This window comes from Rugamonas sp. (assembly GCF_025354735.1).
Taxonomy (GTDB): domain Bacteria; phylum Pseudomonadota; class Gammaproteobacteria; order Burkholderiales; family Burkholderiaceae_D; genus Rugamonas.
Window position 1 is genome coordinate 1 of the sequence record NZ_JANXMI010000219.1, and the last position, 19,570, is coordinate 19,570.

Sequence of the window (19,570 nt, forward strand, 5' to 3'; positions counted from 1 at the left end):
GGAATTCGTGGCCCTGTACCAAAAGGACAAGGCCGACGACATCACCCTGCGCAACACCTGGGTCACCGCCGGCGTGCGTCCGGTCTACGCGTTCACGCAGAACTTCAAGCTGCAAGGCGAGCTGGGCTACACCTCGCTCAAACAGGACGCCACCGGCGACACCGCCCACCTGACCAAGTTCACGATCGCGCCGACCATCGCCATGGGCGAGTCCTACTGGTCGCGTCCCGAACTGCGTTTCTACGTCACCTACGGCAAGTGGAACGGCGCGGCCACCCCTCTGGTCAACGCCAACAACAACTCCGGCGCCGTCTATGGCAACGGCACCAGCGGCACCTCGGCCGGTCTGCAACTGGAAGCCTGGTGGTGACGTAAGGCCCGTGTGGCACAGGCCCCGGCCTGTGCCACGACGCGGCGACGCCATCGCCCAACGCATGGAGAGCAGAACTTGAAATCAGCATCATGAGTATCGAATTAACAAACGAAGACCACAGCGAAGACGCCAGCCAACCGTGGCTGCGTCCGCGCGGCTCGAACCAGATCGGCATGAGCCAGTTTAACGAACGCGTCGTATTGCAGGCGATACGCCTGCACGGCAGCATGCCGAAAGCCGACCTGGCGCGGCTGACCAACCTGAGCACGCAAACCATCGCCCTCATCATCCAGCGCCTGCTGGAACAGGGGCTGGTGCAAAAGCGCGCGCCGCTGCGCGGCCGGGTCGGCCAGCCCTCGGTGCCCATCATGCTCAATCCGGACGGCGCTTTTTTCATCGGCATCAAGATCGGCCGCCGCAGCGTCGACCTGCTGCTGATCGATTTCACCGCGCAGGTGCGCGAGCGCTCGTCGCTGGCCTACCGCCATCCCGATCCCGGCACCCTGTTCGAGCACATCGAAACCATGCTCAAGGCCCTGTGCGCCAAGCTGGGCACGCAGCGCATCGAGCGCCTGAGCGGCATCGGCGTGGCCGCGCCGCTGGGACTGGGCGGCTGGCAGCGCCTGCTCGACAGCACGCCGCAACAAGCGAGCCAGTGGGAACATATCGACATCCGCGCCCGCATCCAGGCCATGACGGGGCTGCCGGTGGTGTTCGCCAAGGACACCATCGCCGCCTGCGTGGCCGAGCTGGTCACGGGACGCGGGCGCAGCATCCCCAGCTTCCTCTACGTTTTCATCGGCACCTTCATCGGCGGCGGCATGTGCTCAACAGCGCGCTGCGCGGCGGCGTGCACGGCAACGCCGGCGCCATCGGCTCGATGCCGCTGGCCTTGTCGGACGCCACGACGAACGCGGCGCCGCCGCAATTGCTCAATATCGCCTCGCTGTTCAACCTCGAACTGTCGTACACGGCGGCCGGACTGGAAGCGGGCGCCTGCTACGACGCGCGCGCCATGCAGGCGCCGTGGCTGGAGCACACGCAAGCGTGGCTGGCGCAGGCCGCCCAGGCCATCGCGCTGACCGTCATCGGCGCCAACTGCCTGCTCGACCTCGACAGCGTCATCGTCGACGCCTCGGCCCACCCGCTGCTGCGCGAGCGGTTGCAAACGGCCATCGACGCGGCGCTGGGCGGCTACAGCTGGGAAGGCGTGCGGCGGCCGGCGCTGCAAGCGGGCACCGTCGGCGCCGACGCCCGCGCCATCGGCGCCGCGCTGCTGCCGCTGCACGCCAACTTCGCGCCGGACCGCGAACTATTCTTGAAAATATTGCGGGTCGCGGCGCCGGCGCATTAACGGGCTCAGGCCGCCAGGCGCAGTGCCCTGGCCGCCGCCACCATATTGCTCAGGGCCGGCAGCACCTCGGCCCACTGGCGGGTTTTCAGGCCGCAATCGGGATTGACCCACAGGCGCTGCGCCGGAATGCGCTCGGCCGCCCGCCGCATCAAATGCTCGATGTGCTGCTGGGTCGGAATGTTCGGCGAGTGGATGTCGTAGACGCCGGGGCCGATCTGGTTGGGATAATTGAAGTGCTCGAAGGCGTCCAGCAATTCCATGTCCGAGCGCGAGGTTTCGATGGTAATCACATCGGCATCCATGTCGGCGATGGCGGCGATGATGTCGTTGAACTCCGAATAGCACATATGGGTGTGGATCTGGGTCTGGTCCTGCACGCCGTTGGCGCTGATGCGGAACGACTCGACGGCCCAGTCCAGATACTCCTTCCATTGTGCCTTGCGCAGCGGCAAGCCTTCGCGCAGCGCCGCCTCGTCGATCTGGATGACGCGCACGCCGGCCCGTTCCAGGTCCAGCACTTCGGCGCGGATGGCCAGCGCCAGCTGCTTGCAGGACGCCGCGCGCGGCTGGTCGTCGCGCACGAAGGACCAATTCAGAATCGTCACCGGGCCGGTCAGCATGCCCTTCATCGGCTTGCTCGTCAGCGATTGCGCGTAGCTGATCCACTCCACCGTCATCGCCTTGGGCCGGCTGATGTCGCCGAACAAAATCGGCGGCTTGACGCAGCGCGAACCGTAGGACTGCACCCAGCCGAACTGGCTGAAGGCATAGCCTTCGAGCTGCTCGCCGAAATATTCGACCATGTCGTTGCGCTCCGCTTCGCCGTGCACCAGCACGTCCAGGCCCAGCGCCTCCTGCTCGCGCACGCTGCGGGCGATTTCCTCCCGCATGGCGGCGCGGTAGCCGGCGTCGTCGAGCTTGCCGGCCTTGAACTGGCTGCGGGCGTGGCGGATTTGCGCCGTCTGCGGGAAGGAGCCGATGGTCGTGGTCGGATAGGCGGGCAGTCGCAGCAGCGCCGCCTGCAGTTCGGCGCGTTGGGCATAGACGCTGTTGCGCGCGCCCAGGTTGGCGGCCATGGCGGCGATGGCTGTTTGCACGGCCGGCTTGTGCACGCGCAGCGAGGCGCGGCGCGAGGCCAGCGCGGCCGCGTTGGCGGCCAGCGCGTCCTTCACCGACTCGCGCCCGCCGCGCAGCGCCTGCGCCAGCACTTGCAGCTCGTCGAGTTTTTGCAGCGCGAAAGCGAGCCACGAGGTGATGTCGGCGTCCAGCGTCTGTTCGCTGTCGAGGTCCACCGGCACATGCAGCAGCGAGCACGACGGCGCCAGCCACAGGCGCTCGCCCAGCCGTTCGGCCAGCGGTTCCAGCCAGGCCAGCACGGCGGCCAGGTCGGTCTTCCAGATGTTGCGGCCGTTGATGACGCCCAGCGACAGCACCTTGTGCGATGGCAGCAGGTTGAGCAGCGGACGGATATCGTCGTAACCGTTGACGGCGTCGATGTGCAGGCCGGCCACCGGCAGGTTGGCGGCCAGGTACTGGTTTTCCTGCAACTGGCCGAAATAGGTCGCCACCAGCAGCTTGACGCGGCTGGCCTTGAGCTCGTGATAAGCGAGGTTGAAGGCGTGCTGCCAGTCGGCGTCGAGCTCGGTCACCAGGATAGGTTCATCGATCTGCACCCATTCCACGCCCTGCCCGGCCAACGCGTCGAGCAGCTGCGAATAGACCGCCAGCAGCGCCGGCAGCAGCGCCAGCTTGTCGGAATCGTCCTTGGCCTTGCCCAGCGCCAGATAGGTGACCGGGCCGATAATCACCGGCTTGGACTTCACGCCGTGCCGCTTCGCTTCGGCCAGCTGTTCCAGCAGGCGCGAGGCGTCGAGCTTGAAGGTGGTCGCCGCCGTGAATTCCGGCACGATGTAATGGTAATTGGTATCGAACCATTTGGTCATTTCGCCGGCCGCCACGCCGCCGCAGCAGGCGTGGTGCTGGTCGGCCGATTCAGACGACTCGCTCGACTCTACCGACTGGCCGCGCGCCACGCGGAAATAGTTGTCGAGCGGATCGCCGTGGAAACCGCTGACGCGCTCCGGCAAGTTGCCCAGCGTGAAACTCATGTCCAGCACCTGATCGTAGAACGCGAAATCGCCGACCGGCACCAGATCCAGCCCGGCCTGCTTGTCCCAGTGACGCTTGCGCAACTCGGCGCCCAGCGCCTTCAAGGTATCGCGCGAAGAAGCGCCTTTCCAGTACGACTCCAGCGCGAACTTCAGTTCGCGCTGGGCGCCGATGCGGGGAAAGCCGAGATTGTGGATGGTGGTCATGAGGGGACACTCCTAAAATAGTCAGTTTGGCCATAGTAGAGAGCGCAATCGATGAAGTAAAATGGTCTTTTCTCACGCATCCATGACTTTTACTCATACATCATGTTAGAACGCATCCACCTGGCCATTTTGATCGAAGTCGAACGGCACGGCTCGCTGACGGCGGCCGCCGAAGTCCTGCACGTGACGCAGTCGGCGCTCAGCCACAGCATGAAGAAGCTGGAGCAGCAACTGGGCACGGATATCTGGCTGCGCGAGGGCCGCAACCTGCGCCTGACGCAGGCCGGCCAGTATCTGCACGCGGTGGCGCAGCGGCTGCTGCCCCAGCTGGCGCTGGCCGAGGACAAGCTGCGCCAGTTCGCCCAGGGCGAACGCGGCACGCTGCGCATCGGCATGGAGTGCCATCCCTGCTACCAGTGGCTGTTGAAAATTGTGTCGTCCTACCTGTCGGCGTGGCCGCTGGTGGACGTGGACGTGAAACAGAAGTTCCAGTTCGGCGGCATAGGCGCCCTGTTCGGCTACGAGATCGACCTGCTGGTCACGCCCGATCCGCTGTACAAGCCGGGCCTGCGCTGGGAACCGGTGTTCGACTACGAGCAGGTGCTGGTGGTGCACAAGGACCACCGTCTGGCCGGGCAGGAAGAAATCACGCCGCAGCAACTGAGCGAGGAAACGCTGATTACCTATCCCGTCTCGATAGACCGGCTCGACATCTACAATATGTTCCTGCTGCCGGCCGGCTGCGCGCCGCGCCGGCACAAGATGATAGAAACCACCGACATCATGTTGCAGATGGTGGCCAGCGGCCGCGGCGTGACGGCGCTGCCCAAGTGGCTGGTGACCGACTACGCGCCGCAGTTGCAGCTGCGCACATTGCGGCTGGGGCCGACGGGCATCCAAAAGAATATCTATCTCGGCATCCGCGAGCAGGACGCCGGCATCGACTATGTGCAGTCGTTTATCGAGATGGCGCGCCAGGCCGACCGCTATCCCCTGTGAAAGCTACCGGTCGCCGCCTGCGCGCGGCCGGAACAGCTTGAGGATGCTGGAAAAATCGAGATCGCCGTGGCCGCCCTGCTGGTGCAGCTGATATAACTGCCGCGCCAGCCCGCCCAGCGGCGTGGCCGCCTGCGCGCTCAGCGCGGCCTGCTGGGCCAGCCCCAGGTCCTTGAGCATCAGCGCCGAGCCGAAGCCGCCGCTGTAGCCGCGCGACGCCGGCGCCGCCTCCATCACGCCCGGCCACGGGTTGTACAGTTCCAGCGCCCAGTTGCGGCCGGAACTCTTGGCCATGATGTCCGACAGCACCTTGGGATCGAGGCCGTGCGCCACGCCGAGATTGAGCGCTTCGGCGGTCCCCGCCATCAATATCCCCAGCAGCATGTTGTTGCAGATCTTGGCGACCTGGCCGGCGCCGGCCGCGCCGGCATGGAACACGTTCTTGCCCATGTGGTCGAGCAGCGCGCGGGCGCGTTCCAGCGCCTGCGCGTCGCCGCCGACGATGAAGGTCAGCGTGCCGGCGGCGGCGCCGGCCGTGCCGCCGGAAACCGGCGCGTCCAGCATCGCCAGGCCGCGCGCGGCGGCGGCGCCGGCCACCTCGCGCGCCACCTCGGCCGATATCGTGCTGCAATCGATCAGCAAGGCGCCGGCCGGCGCATGCGCCAGCACGCCGTCGGCGCCCAGATACAGTTCGCGCACGTGGCGGTCCGCCGGCAGCATGGTGATGACGACGCCGGCCTGCGCCACCGCGTCCGCGACCGAGGTGGCGGCACGTGCGCCGGCGGCGCGCAAGCCCTCCACGGCGGCGGCCGACAGGTCGAACACCGACAGCGCGTGGCCGGCGCGCAGCAGATTGTGCGCCATCGGCGCGCCCATGTTTCCCAGTCCGATAAAAGCGATGTGCTGCATGTCCGGTCTCCAGTTTTTATAGTATCAACGCAGGTCGGCCAGCGGATGCTGTCGCCACGTCGTTTCAAAATACGCCGCGAGGGCGTCGCCGTCGTACGCCGCCAGCGTGGCCGGCCGCCATTGCGGCGCGTTGTCCTTGTCCACCAGCAGCGCACGCACGCCCTCGGCGAAATCAAAGTGGGCGCAGCATTGCAGCGCCACCGCCAGCTCCAAGCGGAACACGTCGGCCAGGCTCAGGTGACGACAGCGCCGCTGCATTTCCCACACCAGCGCCAGCGACGATGGCGCGCCCCTGGCCAGCGCGGCGGCGGCCCGTTGCAGCCAGGCCGACTCGCCCTGGTAGGCGCCGATGGCCGCGACCACCTGCGCCAGTTCGCGTCCGCTAGCGAGGGCGTTGATGACGTCGAACTGCTGCCGCACCTCCGACACCGGCAGCAGCTCCGGCGCCAGCGCCAGTGCGCGCAGCACGCCGTCGACCACGCTGTGCGCGCCACCCCGCCAGTCGGCGCGGCACAGCGCGTCGATCGCCGGCGCGCGCTGCTCCTGTGCCAGGAAATAGTCGCCCAGGCCGGTGAACAGCGCGTCGTGCGCGTTGAGCGAGGCGCCCGTCAAGCCGAGGAACAGGCCGCAGCGTCCCGGCATGCGCGGTAAAAACCAGCTGCCGCCGACGTCGGGGAACAGGCCGATGGTGATCTCCGGCATGGCGATGCGCGTGGTCGGCGTGACGACGCGGTGGCTGGCGCCGGCCAGCAAGCCGAGGCCGCCGCCCATGACGATGCCGCCGCCCCACACCAGCACCGGCTTGGGATAGGTGTGGATCAAATAATCGAGACGGTATTCGGCGCTGAAGAAGGCCAGCGCCTGCGGGTTGGGCACGACCGCTGGCTGCGCGACGATGGCGCTGCGCAGGCTGCGCACGTCGCCGCCGGCGCAGAAGGCCTTGTCCGTGCTCGATTGCAGCACCACGCAGGCGACGGCCGGATCCGCCGCCCAGTCGCACAAGGCCGCATAGAGCGTGTTTATCATGTCCAGCGTCAGTGCATGCAGGCTGGCCGGCGCGTCGAGCGTGGCGATGGCGACGCGCATGCCGCCGGCGCCAGCGCGCTGCTCCGTCCTGACGGGCGAAGGGAGCGTGGCGTCAGCCATTGCGCCACTCCGCCGCGCGCTTGTCGAGGAAGGCTTGCACGCCCTCTTTCTGGTCGGCGGTGCCGAACAGGCCGACGAAGCTTTCGCGCTCCAGCGGCAGCAGCTGCGCCAACGGCAGGCCGCGCGCGCCGTCGATCAGCCGCTTGCAGGCGGCCACGCTGCCCGGACTCTGGCGCGCGGCCTGTTCCGCCAGCGCCAGCGCGGCCGCCAGCGCGGCGCCGCTGGGCACGACCTCCTCCACCAATCCTATCGCCAGCGCGCGGCGGGCGTCGATGCGCTCGCCGCACAAGATCATGCGCTTGGCCCAGCCTTCGCCGACCAGCCACGCCAGCCGCTGCGTGCCGCCGGCGCAGGGCAGCAGGCCGACGGCCGCCTCGGGCAAGGCCATCTGCGCGTGTTCCTCGGCGATGCGCAGGTCGCAGGCCAGCGCGCATTCGAGGCCGCCGCCCATGGCGTAGCCGTTGATGGCGGCGATGCTGACGCCGCGAAATCCGGCCAGCGCCTCGAAGGCCGCGCCGAAGCGCTGCGCCATCGCGCCGGCCACGGCCGGGTCGCCGTCGGCGAACAGTTTCAGGTCGGCGCCGGCCGAAAAGAACTTGCTGCCGCCGCCCGTGATGACGAGGGCGTAGATGTCGCGCTCGGCGTTCAGGTCGGCCACCAGCTCGGCCAGCGCCGCCAGGCTGTCGAGCGTCCAGGTATGCGCCGGCGGGTGATCCAGCGTGACGATGGCCGTGTGTGATCGCCGCTCCACTTGCAGGTGGGCGTAGGTTTTATTCATATCAGCGTCTCCGTGGCGCCGTCGCGCAAAATGGCGCGGGCGATAATCACCCGCATGATTTCATTGCTGCCTTCGAGGATTTGATGCACTCGCGTGTCGCGCACGTGGCGTTCGAGCGGATAGTCGCGCAGATAGCCGTAGCCGCCGTGCAGTTGCAGCGCCTCGTTGCTGACGCTGAAGCCGACGTCGGTGGCGAAGCGCTTGGCCATGGCGCAGTACACGCTGGCGTCGCCGCTGTCCTGGTCCAGCTTGCTCGCCGCCAGCCGCACCATCTGGCGCGCGGCGACCAGCTCCGTCACCATGTCGGCCAGCTTGAATTGCAGCGCCTGGAATTGCGCCAGCTCGCGGCCGAACTGGCTGCGCTCCTTGAGGTAATGCGTGGCGCGCGTCAGCGCCGCCTGGGCCGTGCCGACCGAGCAGGCGGCGATGTTGATGCGTCCGCCGTCCAGTCCCTTCATGGCGATCGCAAAGCCCTGCCCCTCCTCGCCCAGCAGGTTGGCGGCCGGGACGGCGACGTCGTCGAAATGGATGGCGCGGGTCGGCTGGCTTTTCCAGCCCATTTTTTCCTCGTTCTTGCCGTAGCTGATGCCCGGCGTGTCGGCCGGCACGGCGAACGCCGAGATGCCGCCCGCGCCCGGCCCGCCGGTGCGCGCCATCACCACCAGCAGGTCGGTGCTGCCGGCGCCGGAAATAAAGGCCTTGCCGCCGTTGAGCAGATAATGGTCGCCGCGCACGGTGGCGCCGGTGCGCAGGGAGGCGGCGTCCGAGCCGGCCTGGGCCTCGGTCAGGCAGTAACTGGCCAGCCTGGCGCCGGCCGCCAGCTGCGGCACCCAGTGCTCGCGCAACGCCGGCCGGCCCCAGCGCGCCACCATCCACGTCGCCATATTGTGGATCGACAGATAGGCGGTGGTGGAGGTGCAGCCGGCCGCCAGTTCCTCGAAGATCAGCGCCGCGTCCAGGCGCGACAGGCCGAGTCCGCCCAGCGCCTGCGGCGTGTACAGGCCGCAGAAACCGAGCGCGCCGGCCTTGGCCATGGTGTCGCGGCAAAAATAGGCGTCCGCGTCCCAGCGCGCCGCGTGCGGGGCCAGCTCGCCCTCGGCGAAGTCGCGCGCGGCCTGCTGGAAGGCGCGCTGCTCGTCGTTCAGCTCGAAGTCCATGGCGCTTACTTCAGGTCGATGGTGGTGTTGACCCGGCCCACCGAGGCCGCGTCGGCGAACCAGCGCTGGGTGATGGTTTGCGTCTGCGTGTAGAACAGCACCACCTGCTTGCCGTACGGCCCCAGGTCGCCCAGCTTGGAGCCGCGCGAACCGGTAAAGCTGAACAGCGGCACCGGCACCGGGATCGGCACGTTGATGCCGACCTGGCCGACCTCGATGTCTTCCTGGAACTTGCGGGCCGCCGCGCCGCTTTGCGTGAACAGCGCCGTGCCGTTGCCGTTGGGATTGGCGTTGACGAGGGCGATGGCCTCGTCCAGCGTGGCCGCCTCGACCACCACCAGCACCGGGCCGAAAATCTCCTGCTCGTACACGGCCATGCCGGGCCGCACGCCGGACAGGATGGTCGGCCCGATGAAGTTGCCGTCCGGGTAGCCGTCGACGCGCACGCCGCGCCCGTCCAGCGCCAGCGTGGCGCCCTGCTCGACGCCGGTGGCGATCAGCCCCAGCACCCGCTCCCTGGCGGCGCGCGACACCAGCGGGCCCAGGTCGGGATTGTCCTTGCCGGCGCCGACCGACAGCGCGGCCGCCTTGCGCGCCAGTTCCGGCAGCCAGTCGCGCGCCTCGCCCACCAGCACCGCGACCGAGGCCGCCATGCAGCGCTGGCCGGCCGCGCCGAAGCCGGCGCCCAGCAGCTGGTTCAGGGTTTGTTCGCGGTTGGCGTCCGGCAGCACGACGGCGTGGTTTTTCGCCCCCATCATGCACTGGGCCCGCTTGCCCGCCAGCGTGGCGCGCTGGTAGACGTGGGTGCCGACTTTGGTCGAGCCGACGAAGGAAACGGCCTTGATGTCAGGATGGTCGCACAGCGCGTTGACCACCTCCTCGCCGCCATGGACCACGTTCAGCACGCCGGCCGGGATGCCGGCCTCCAGCGCCAGCCGCACCAGCTTGACGGTCACCAGCGGGTCCTGCTCGGACGGCTTGAGCACGAAGGTATTGCCGCAAGCGATGGCCATCGGGAACATCCACAGCGGGATCATGGCCGGGAAGTTGAACGGGGTGATGCCGGCGCACACGCCCAGCGGCTGCATCACGGTGTAGGTGTCGACGCCGCCGGCGACATTCTGCGCGAACTCGCCCATTTGCAGCGTGCCGATATTGGCCGCGTGCTCGACCACTTCCAGGCCGCGGAAGACATCGCCCTCGGCGTCGAGCAGCGTCTTGCCCTGCTCGGCGGTCAGCGTGGCGGCCAGGTCGGCCATGTTTTCGCGTATCAGCTGCTGGTACTTGAGGAAGATGCGGGCCCGCGCGCCGATCGGCGTCTTGCGCCAGGTCTTGAAGGCGCGCTGCGCCGCCGCGACTGCCCGCGCCACTTCGTCGGCCGTGGCGAACGGCACCCTGGCCAGCACTTCCTGGGTGGCCGGATTGACGACGTCGCGCCAGACGGTGGAGCGCGATTCTATCCACTGTCCGTCGATTAACAGGGGGACGGTGGCTATCGTATGGACCATGGTGTTTCCTCGCTAAAGATGGAAAAGCTTGCGGTTTACTTTATTTGTTTGCATTATTCGCTTATCGAAGCGCAGCGTAAAGGGGTGACAGTGCGAGGATTTGCGAAGAACGACATGGTGTTTTGCGAAGCTTGCGAAGGCGGCCGGGGTGGTTAGGGTGGCCAAGGTATTCATGGGCGTGCGCCTGCAGCGCCTGCGCGAGGAAAGAAAACTGACCCAGGCGGCGTTGGCCAGGATGCTGGGCATGTCGCCCAGCTACCTGAACCAGATCGAGCGCAACCAGCGGCCGCTGACGGTCGCCATCCTGCTGCGCATCGGCGCGGTGCTGGGCGTCGATCCGCAAATGTTTTCGGAGCACGACAGCGCCGCCCTGGTGTCCGACCTGCGCGACGCCTTCAGCGAACTGCCGCAGGCCGACGCCTCCCTCGCGGAATTGAAGATGCTGGTCCAGAACATGCCGGGCGTGGCCCGCGCCGTCCTGCTGATGCAGCGCCGCTACCAGATGGCGGCCGAGCGCGCCGGCGCGCTGGAATCGCAGTTCGACGACGGCAACCGCGGCCTGAGCCCGATACCGCCATCGATAGACGAGGAAGTGCGCGACTATCTGAACCGGCGCCAAAACCACATCGACGAACTGGACCGGGCGGCCGAAAACCTGGCCGGAAGCGTGGCCGAAAGTGTGGACAAAAACGCGGCCGACAACGTGGCGGACAACAGCGCGGCGGCCTTGCGGCGGCGGCTCGAGTCGGTACACGGCGTGACGGTGACGGCCTCGGCCGAAGTCCAGCTGCCGCTGGCGCGTCACCGCTACGATCCGCGGCGCAAGCTGTTGCTGCTGGCCGCGTCGATGACGGAAGGCCAGCAAGCCTTCCAGATGGCCGCGCAACTGGGATTGATGGAGCAGGCCGCCATGATAGAGGCGCTGGTGCAGGCCGCCGCCCTGTCGAGCGACGCCGCGCGCGCCGGCGCCCGCCTGGCACTGTCGAATTATTTCGCCGGCGCGGTGCTGCTGCCCTACCGCCGCTTTCTGCACGCGGCCGAAACGTGCGGCTACGATATCGAGCTGCTGTCCCAGCAATTCGGCGTCGGCTTCGAAGCCGTGTGCCATCGGCTCAGCACCATGCAGCGTCCCGGCCACGCCGGCCTGCCCGTGTTCTTCATGCGGGTCGACCGCGCCGGCAATGTCTCGAAACGGCAATCGGCGGCCGCCTTCCACTTTTCGCGCGCCGGCGGCACCTGCCCGCTGTGGGTGGTGTATGAAGCGTTCAGCCATCCGGGCCAGGTGCTGCGGCAAGTGGCCAGCATGCCCGACGGCAGCACCCACCTGTGGATCGCGCGCCAGGTCAGCACCGGACCGGCGGCCTTCATGGCGCCCCGAAAATCCTTCGCCATCGCCCTCGGCTGCGACATCAGCCAGGCGCACCGCATGGTCTACGCCAAGGGGCTGGACCTGGGCGACCCCGGCGTGGCGACGCCGATCGGCAACGGCTGCAAGGTGTGCGAGCGCGCCGCCTGCGCGCAACGCGCCTTTCCGTCGATCTTACAGGGAGCAAAAGCGGGCGCCTAGTGGCGGGATACGAGCAGCCTTACTCGACCAGGCCGCGCCGGATCGCCAGGCAAATCGCCTCGGTCCGGCTGACCACGTGCAGCTTGGTGAAAATGCGGCGCAGGTGGGATTTGACGGTACTCTCCTCGACGTAAAGGCTGCTGCCGATGTCCCTGTTATTTTTGCCGAGGGCGAGCAGTTTCAGCACGTCCAATTCGCGCTGCGTCAACTCCTCGTTGCGCAGGCCGTCGGCCAGCTTGGCGACCAGGCCGGCCGACACGTGGACGTCGCCGTGGTGGACTTTACGGATGCAGTCGAAAATCTCCTCGCGTGGCGCATCCTTCAGCAGATAACCCTTGGCGCCGGCCTTCATGGCGCGGGCAACGTCGTTATCGGTATCGAAGGTGGTGAGGATGATGATTTTGGCGCCGGGATGCTGGCGCCGTATCTCCTGGACGGCGGCCACGCCGTCGAGCACCGGCATGCGCAAGTCGAACAGCGCGACATCGGGACGATAACGCGACCACGCGTCGACCGCCTCGCGTCCATTGACCGCCACGCCGACCGCCGCCATGCCATCCTGGCCGGCGATGATGGCGAGCAGCCCCTCGCGCACGATGGAATGATCGTCCGCGATGAGTATCCTGATGTCGTCACCGTTATTTATCATCTGGGCATTGTGACCGTGTTGATGGACCGTTCATATCCCATGCGGCTGCCGGGGCGGCATCGTGGCCATTATGCTATAGAATATTTAAAAAACAGCAAACAACTCCAATATGGCCGGCACCCGAATGCACATTTTCGCTGCGATGCCGCCCAGGAAAACCGGCCGGCCCGCCCTGGCCCTGTGCTTCATCCTGTTGATGGCCTGCTGCCGCCCTGCGGCGCACGCCGCCACGCCGTCGCCCGACACATCGCCCATCGATTTGCAGCACACCAGCTGGACCATCCGCGACGGCGCGCCGCCGGTGGTGCTGACCATGGCCCAGACCACGGACGGCTGGCTGTGGCTGGGCGCGTCCAGCGGCTTGTTCCGCTTCGACGGCGTGCGCTTCGAGCGCTACCAGCTCGACGAGCGCGATGAACGCGATGAGCGTGGCAATAGGCGCGCAGCGCCGCTGCCGGCGACCGCCATCAGCATCCTGAGCGCCCAGCCTTCCGGCGCCCTGTGGATAGGCTACCGCTTCGGCGGCGCCAGCTTGCTGCGCGCCGGCCGGCTGCGCAACTACGATCAGCGCGACGGCCTGCCGGACAATGCCCCCGTGTGGGGACTGGAGCCCGACGCCAGCGGCCGCGTGTGGGCCGCCACCTCGGTCGGCATGTACCATCTCGACGGCGAACGCTGGCTGGCCGCCGCGCCGTCATGGGGCCTGCCGCTGAGCTACTTCAAGACGCTGATGCGCGACCGCCACCACGTCCTGTGGGCACAGGGCGAGCTGGGCGTCTATTCGCTGGCGCCGGGAGCGCAGCGCTTCCGCAAGGCGTCACCGGACAGCGGCACGGGGGTATTGTTCGAAGTGCCCGATGGCAGCGTCTGGAGCTGGGACGCGCGCCACAACCAGCTGCACCGTTTGACAGCGGCCGATCGCGGCGCCCCGGGCAGGCAGTGGCGGCTGCGGGGCGATGTCGCCAGCCTGGCGTTCGACCGTCGTGGCGACCTGTGGGTCGGCCGGCAGGCTGGCCTGGAATACCACACGGACCATGGCGTCGCGCGCACCGGACCGCATCAGGGCTTGAGCGGCAACGCCGTCGGCGCCATCCTCGAAGACCGCGAAGGCAATATCTGGGCCGCCACCACCAATGGCATCGACCGTTTCCGCAGCAAGCAGCTGTCCGAAGTGACGATACCGGATAACGGCGGCCGCACGCCGCTGGCGGCCGACGCCGAGGGCGGCGCGTGGCTGGGGCGCTTTCACGCCACCGGCTCGGACCCGGCCGTCGTGACCGCCCTGTGGCCGCGCGCCGCCATCCCCTGGCACAACCTGATGACCTGCGCCTACCGCGCGCCCGACGGCGTGCTGTGGGTCGGCGGCTACGGCGGACTGTGGCGCAAGCAAGGCGGGCGGCCGCGCCGGATCGCGCTGCCGTCCGGCGTCGAAGGCGGGCAAATCAACAGCCTGGTGCAGGACCATGACGGCGGCCTGTGGGCCGCCATAGCGACCAGGGGCTTGTACCGCCTGGACCCCAGGGGCGGGTGGGAAAAACGGGGCGGCAAGGACGGCCTGCCGGAGGAGGCGCCGCGCAGCATGGCCGGCGACGACGGCGGACTTTGGTTCGCCTACCCGCACAACCGCCTGCTGCAAAGGGAGCACGGCCGGTGGCGCGACTGGGGCGCGGCGGACGGCCTGGCCATCGGCATGACGATGGCCCTGCACCTGCACGGCGACCACGTCTGGGCCGGGGGCGAAAACGGACTGGCATTGCGCCAGGGGAGCCGCTTCGTCGCCGTGACCGGCGTCGGCGGCCAGGCCTTCCCCGGCATCTCCGGCGTGGTCGAACTGGACAACGGCGATGTGTGGCTCAACGGCGGCGCCGGCCTGTACCGCATCGCGGCCGGCGAAATCGCCCGGCTGGCCCGCGACGCCGGCTACCGCGTGCGCTACCAGGGCCTCGACAGCGCCGACGGCCTCGAAGGCAACGCGCCCCTGCTGCTGCCGACGCCGTCGCTGGTGCAGGCCACCGACCACCGCCTGTGGGTCAGCACCACGGCCGGCGTGTTCCGTTTCGATCCCTCCTTGCGGCCGGCGGTGGCGCCGGCGGCGCCGGTGCTGATACGCTCCGTCAGCGTCCAGGGACAGGAGCGCGCCCCGGTCGCCGGCATGCGCCTGCCGCCCGGCACCGACACATTGCAGATCACCTACACGGCGCTGGCCCTGGCGATGCCCGAGCGCGTCGGCTTCCGCTACCGGCTCGACGGCGTGGACCGCTACTGGCAGGACGCGGGCCATCGCCGGGCCGCCTACTATCACAACCTCGGCCCCGGCGACTACCGCTTCGAAGTGCTGTCGTCCAGCTACGACGGGGTCTGGGGCGGCCAGCCCGCCACGCTGGCGTTCAGCGTCGCGCCGACCCTGGTGCAGACGTGGTGGTTCCGCAGCCTGGGCGCGATGGCGCTGCTGGCCGCCGGCTGGATGGGATACCGGTGGCGCATCCGCCGCCTCGTCCACCAGATGGTGCTGCGCCTGGAAGCGCGCCTCGACGAGCGCGAGCGCATCGCCCGCGAACTCCACGACAGCTTCCTGCAGTCGGTCCACGCATTGATGTTGAACGTGAATGCGGCGGTGCTGCGCCTGCCGACGCCGGAGCCGGCCCGCGTCATGATCGACAAAGCGTTGCAGCAGGCCGGCGACGTGCTGCGCGAGGGCCGCGCCAAGGTGCGCGGCCTGCGCTCCGGCGCCGGCACGGCGGACCTGGCGGCGGCGCTGCGGATGGCGGGCGACCATCTGCGCCCGCCGAACGGCGCGGCGCTCCAGCTGCAGGTGGAGGGCAAGGTGCGCGGCCTGCACCGGCTGGTGCAGGAAGAAACGCTGGCCATCGCCAACGAAGCCATCGCCAACGCCTACCGCCATGCGCGCGCCGCGCGGATCGTGGTGGAGCTGCATTACCACCCCGACGAGTTGCGCCTGGCCGTGCGCGACGACGGCATCGGCGTGCCGCCGGACGTGATGGCCGCCGGCGGCCGCCAGGATCACTGGGGCTTTCCCGGCATGCGCGAAAGGGCCCTGCGGATCAAGGCCAGGCTGGTCCTGTCCAGCGCGGACCAGGCCGGCACCACCTGGACCATGACGCTCCCCGCCGCGCTGGCGTACGAGACGGCGGCGCGCCGATACGCGGCGCGCAACGCTTAGACGGCGGCCGGCGCCGGCGCCATCGCCCGCGCCAGATAGGCGGCGCTGGTGGCCGGCGCGCGCGCGGGCCACCAGCGCCGGCGGGCCGGCCGCGACGATGCGGCCACCCTCCTCGCCGGCGCCGGGCCCGATGTCGATGACCCAGTCGCTGTCGGCCAGCACCTGCATATTGTGTTCGACCATGACCACCGTGTTGCCGGCATCGACCAGGCCATGCAGCTGCGCCATCAGCTTGTCGATGTCCGCCGGATGCAGGCCGGTGGTCGGCTCGTCGAGGACGTAGAGCGTGTCGCCACGGCTGGCGCGCTGCAGTTCGGTGGCCAGCTTGATGCGCTGCGCCTCGCCGCCCGACAGCTCGGTGGCCGCCTGTCCCAGCCGCAGGTAGCCCAGGCCCACTTCGCGCAGCACGGCCAGCGCGCGCGCCAGCGGAGTAATGGCAACGCCGGCATCGGCGGCAAAAAATTCGGCGGCCGCGTCGACCGTCATGGCCAGGACTTCGGCGATATTCTTGTCGCGATAGCGCACCGCCAGCGTGGCGTCGTTATAGCGCGTGCCGCCGCACACGGGACAGGGCGCGTACACGCTGGGCAGGAACAGCAGTTCCACCATCACCGCGCCTTCGCCGGCGCAGTGGGCGCAGCGGCCCTTGGCGACGTTGAACGAGAAGCGGCCGGCGTCGAAATGCCGGGCGCGCGCCGGACGCGTGGCGGCGAACAGCTTGCGCACGTGGTCGAACAGGCCGGTGTAGGTGGCCAGGTTGGAGCGCGGCGTGCGGCCTATCGGTTTCTGGTCGACCTGCACCAGCCGCCGCAGGCCGGCCATGCCGCCGCTGATGCGGCCATCGAGCGGCGCCGGGGCCCCGCTGGCGAGGGCCTCGTCCGGGTCCGGCTCGGCGCCGGCGGCGGCCGGCCCCAGTTGCGCGCGCACCAGCTGCACCAGCGCCTGGCTGACCAGGCTCGATTTGCCGGAGCCGGAAACGCCGCTCACGCTGGTCATCATGCCGAGCGGAAAATCGGCGTCCAAGCCATGCAGATTATGGCGCACTACGCCGCGCAAACGCAGCCAGTCGGCGGCGGCACGCGGCGCGCGCGCGGCCGGCGCGCGACGGCCGAACAGATAATGCGCGGTGCGCGATTGCCGCACCGGTGCCAGCCCGGCCGGAACGCCGCTATATAGAATATGGCCGCCCTGCTCGCCGGCCTGCGGCCCGACGTCGACGATCCAGTCGGCGTGGCGGATCACGTCGAGCGCGTGTTCGACCACGAACAGCGAATTGCCGGCCGCCTTGAGCCGCGCCAGCGCCCGCAGCAGCGCTTCGGTATCGGCCGGATGCAGGCCGGCCGACGGTTCGTCGAGCACATAGACCACGCCGAACAAACTGGAACGCACCTGGGTGCCCAGCCGCAGCCGCTGCAACTCGCCGGGCGACAGCGTCGGCGTGCCGCGGTCCAGGCTCAGATAGCCCAGTCCGAGGTCGAGCAGCACGTCCAGCCGCGCCACCACGTCCTGCGCGATGCGCCGCGTGACGATGGCTTTTTCGGGATGGCGTCCGGCCGCCCCGCCGCTGTTAGCACGCTGCTTGCCCTTCTTGCCCGGCTCCGCGTACGGCCGCAGCAACTGCGCCAGCCGCCGCAAGGTCAGTTGCGCGATGGCGCCGATATCGAGGCCGGCGAAGGTCACCGACAGCGCTTCGGGCCGCAGGCGCTTGCCGTGGCAGCTCGGGCACCCGGCGCCGACCATGTACTGCGCGACGCGCTTTTTCATCGACGCGCTCTCGGTGCCGGCATACGTTTGCAGCACATATTTTCTGGCGCCGGTGAAGGTGCCCTGATAGCTCGGCGTCTCCTTGCGTTGCAACGCGCGGCGGGCGGCGGCCGGATCGAGGCCGGCGTAGACCGGCACCGTCGGCTGCTCGTCGGTGAACAAGATCCAGTCGCGCTGCTTCTTCGGCAGCGCGCGCCACGGCAGGTCGACGTCGTAACCGAGCGTGACGAGGATGTCGCGCAGGTTCTGGCCGTGCCACGCGGTCGGCCATGCGGCGACGGCGCGCTGGCGGATGGTCAGCGTATCGTCCGGCACCATCGAGCGCTCCGTCACTTCGTAGACCCGGCCCAGTCCATGGCAATGCGGGCAGGCGCCCTGCGGCGTGTTCGGCGAAAACGATTCGGCGTACAGCAGTTCCTGCCCGGCCGGATAGTCGCCGGCGCGCGAATACAACATGCGCAGCGAATTGGACAGGGTGCTGACGCTGCCGACCGAGGAGCGCGTGGTCGGCGCGCCGCGCTGCTGCTGCAAGGCCACCGCCGGCGGCAGGCCGTCGATGGAGCGCACCTCCGGCACCGCCATCTGGTGGAACAGCCGGCGCGCATACGGCGACACCGATTCCAGATAGCGCCGCTGCGCCTCGGCGTACAGCGTGCCGAAGGCCAGCGACGATTTGCCGGAGCCGGACACGCCGGTGAACACCACCAGCGCGTTGCGCGGGATGTCGACGTCGACATCCTTCAGGTTGTGGACGCGCGCGCCGCGCACGCTGACACAGCCTTCGCGGCCGGCGGCGCCGGCGGCATCGGCGGAAAAAACGGGCGGCGCGGGCACGGCGCGGGAGTCGGGCATGGCGTGGTCCTCGATGAGATGTGGTGCCAGCATCGGCGACGGCGCCAATAAGGTATGTGCGTGTACACACGATGGCATGCTGAAAGCTGGCAGAGTGAACGATCGTACATACAGCGCCGCGCATGGAAGGCACGATGGCGCTTCCACTCCGCCATCCACCTCGGAACCGCCATGTCCATCATCCAGCCTATCGCCCAGCCGCCAGTGGCGCCGATTTCCGCCGCCGCGATGGCGCACGAACTGGCCCAGCCCGGCCGCACGCCGCACGCCGCGCTGCGCGCCCTGATCGACCAGGGGCTCGACCGTCCGCCCCTGCCCGGCGCGTGGCCCGGCGCCACGCTGGAACGCTGGCGTTGGCTGGCCATGGTGGCCGGCCACGATCTGAGCCTGCTCAAGCTATACGAGGGCCACACCGATGCGCTGGCGATCCTGGCGGAACTGGATGGCCCGCCGCCGCCGCCCGGCAGCAGCTGGGGCGTGTGGTGCGCCGAGCCGCCCGACGCGCAACTGGCGCTGCGGCGCGGCCACGACGGCCGCCCGCGCCTGGCGGGACGCAAGGCATGGTGCTCCGGCGCGGCGGGCCTGAGCCACGCTTTGGTCAGCTGCCGCGACGACGATGGCCGGCGCTGCCTGGCCGCCGTCGCGCTGCAACAGCCGGGCGTCCACATCACGGCCGAGGGCTGGCACGCGGTCGGCATGGCCGGCAGCGGCAGCGTCGACGTGGAATTCAACGATGCGCCGGCGCAGCCGGTCGGCGCGCCCGGCGCCTATCTGACGCGGCCCGGCTTCTGGCACGGCGGCGCCGGCATCGCGGCCTGCTGGTACGGCGCGGCGCGCGCGCTGGCCGATCATCTGCGCCTCCAGTTGCGGCACGACGCCACCCAGGCCGCGCATGGCGCGGGCCGCGTCGCCGATCCGCACCGCCTGGCCCACATGGGACAAGTCGACGTCGCGCTGGTCGGCGCGGCGGCGCTGCTGCGGGCCTCGGCCGCCGCCATCGACGCCGCGCCGCGGGCCGACG

Annotated in this window: 12 protein-coding genes and 2 pseudogenes; 6 read left to right on the forward strand and 8 right to left on the reverse strand. The window is 69.0% G+C overall.

From position 1 onward, the window contains the following. Positions 1-370, forward strand: a 370-nt coding sequence (locus tag Q0S71_RS17305; protein WP_295998446.1) for a carbohydrate porin, incomplete at its 5' end; no start/stop codon positions are given. A gap of 92 nt (positions 371-462) precedes the next feature. Then, positions 463-1,727, forward strand: a pseudogene (locus Q0S71_RS17310) (ROK family protein). Positions 1,728-1,732: 5 nt separating this feature from the next. Here the strand turns inward: Q0S71_RS17310 and metE are convergent. Beyond that, positions 1,733-4,042 carry a 5-methyltetrahydropteroyltriglutamate--homocysteine S-methyltransferase gene (gene metE / locus Q0S71_RS17315; protein WP_295998448.1) on the reverse strand — a complete coding sequence of 770 codons (2,310 nt, stop codon included), beginning with the start codon at positions 4,040-4,042 and terminating at the stop codon, positions 1,733-1,735. Between the two features lie 102 nt (positions 4,043-4,144). Here metE and Q0S71_RS17320 point away from each other — a divergent pair, with 102 nt between their 5' ends. After that, positions 4,145-5,041 carry a LysR family transcriptional regulator gene (locus Q0S71_RS17320; protein WP_295998451.1) on the forward strand — a complete coding sequence of 299 codons (897 nt, stop codon included), beginning with the start codon at positions 4,145-4,147 and terminating at the stop codon, positions 5,039-5,041. Between the two features lie 3 nt (positions 5,042-5,044). On the opposite strand, the gene mmsB is transcribed toward Q0S71_RS17320, so the two are convergent. From mmsB to Q0S71_RS17345, 5 genes are read right to left on the reverse strand one after another with little or no spacing between them, the layout of a single operon-like run. Then, positions 5,045-5,947 (reverse strand): 3-hydroxyisobutyrate dehydrogenase, encoded by a 903-nt coding sequence (gene mmsB, locus Q0S71_RS17325; RefSeq protein ID WP_295998454.1) that lies wholly within the window; start codon positions 5,945-5,947, stop codon positions 5,045-5,047. 24 nt (positions 5,948-5,971) lie between these two features. Continuing rightward, a complete protein-coding gene (locus Q0S71_RS17330) occupies positions 5,972-7,093 on the reverse strand; it encodes an enoyl-CoA hydratase/isomerase family protein (protein ID WP_295998457.1) in 1,122 nt (373 codons plus the stop codon). Beyond that, positions 7,086-7,871, reverse strand: a complete 786-nt coding sequence (locus tag Q0S71_RS17335; protein ID WP_295998459.1) for an enoyl-CoA hydratase — start codon at positions 7,869-7,871, stop codon at positions 7,086-7,088. The genes Q0S71_RS17330 and Q0S71_RS17335 overlap by 8 nt, the downstream gene beginning before the upstream one ends. Further along, on the reverse strand, positions 7,868-9,028 hold the full coding sequence (locus Q0S71_RS17340; RefSeq protein WP_295998462.1) for an acyl-CoA dehydrogenase family protein: 1,161 nt from the start codon (positions 9,026-9,028) through the stop codon (positions 7,868-7,870). Before Q0S71_RS17340 ends, Q0S71_RS17335 begins: the two co-directional genes overlap by 4 nt. Positions 9,029-9,033: 5 nt before the next feature. After that, complete coding sequence (locus tag Q0S71_RS17345; protein WP_295998465.1) at positions 9,034-10,536, reverse strand: CoA-acylating methylmalonate-semialdehyde dehydrogenase; 1,503 nt, start codon at positions 10,534-10,536, stop codon at positions 9,034-9,036. Positions 10,537-10,693: 157 nt separating this feature from the next. On the opposite strand from Q0S71_RS17345, the gene Q0S71_RS17350 reads away from it, so the two are divergent. After that, a complete protein-coding gene (locus Q0S71_RS17350) occupies positions 10,694-12,103 on the forward strand; it encodes a short-chain fatty acyl-CoA regulator family protein (RefSeq protein ID WP_295998468.1) in 1,410 nt (469 codons plus the stop codon). 19 nt (positions 12,104-12,122) lie between these two features. Here Q0S71_RS17350 and Q0S71_RS17355 read toward each other — a convergent pair whose 3' ends face one another. Next, positions 12,123-12,752, reverse strand: coding sequence for a response regulator transcription factor (locus Q0S71_RS17355; protein WP_295998471.1), 630 nt, complete (start codon positions 12,750-12,752; stop codon positions 12,123-12,125). A gap of 124 nt (positions 12,753-12,876) precedes the next feature. Here Q0S71_RS17355 and Q0S71_RS17360 point away from each other — a divergent pair, with 124 nt between their 5' ends. Beyond that, a complete protein-coding gene (locus tag Q0S71_RS17360) occupies positions 12,877-15,933 on the forward strand; it encodes a sensor histidine kinase (RefSeq protein ID WP_295998474.1) in 3,057 nt (1,018 codons plus the stop codon). Between the two features lie 57 nt (positions 15,934-15,990). Here the strand turns inward: Q0S71_RS17360 and Q0S71_RS17365 are convergent. Next, positions 15,991-18,465, reverse strand: a pseudogene (locus Q0S71_RS17365) (excinuclease ABC subunit A); the annotation flags it as partial. Positions 18,466-18,720: 255 nt separating this feature from the next. Here Q0S71_RS17365 and Q0S71_RS17370 point away from each other — a divergent pair. Then, the coding region (locus Q0S71_RS17370; protein WP_295998477.1) for an acyl-CoA dehydrogenase family protein at positions 18,721-19,570 on the forward strand (850 nt) is incomplete at its 3' end.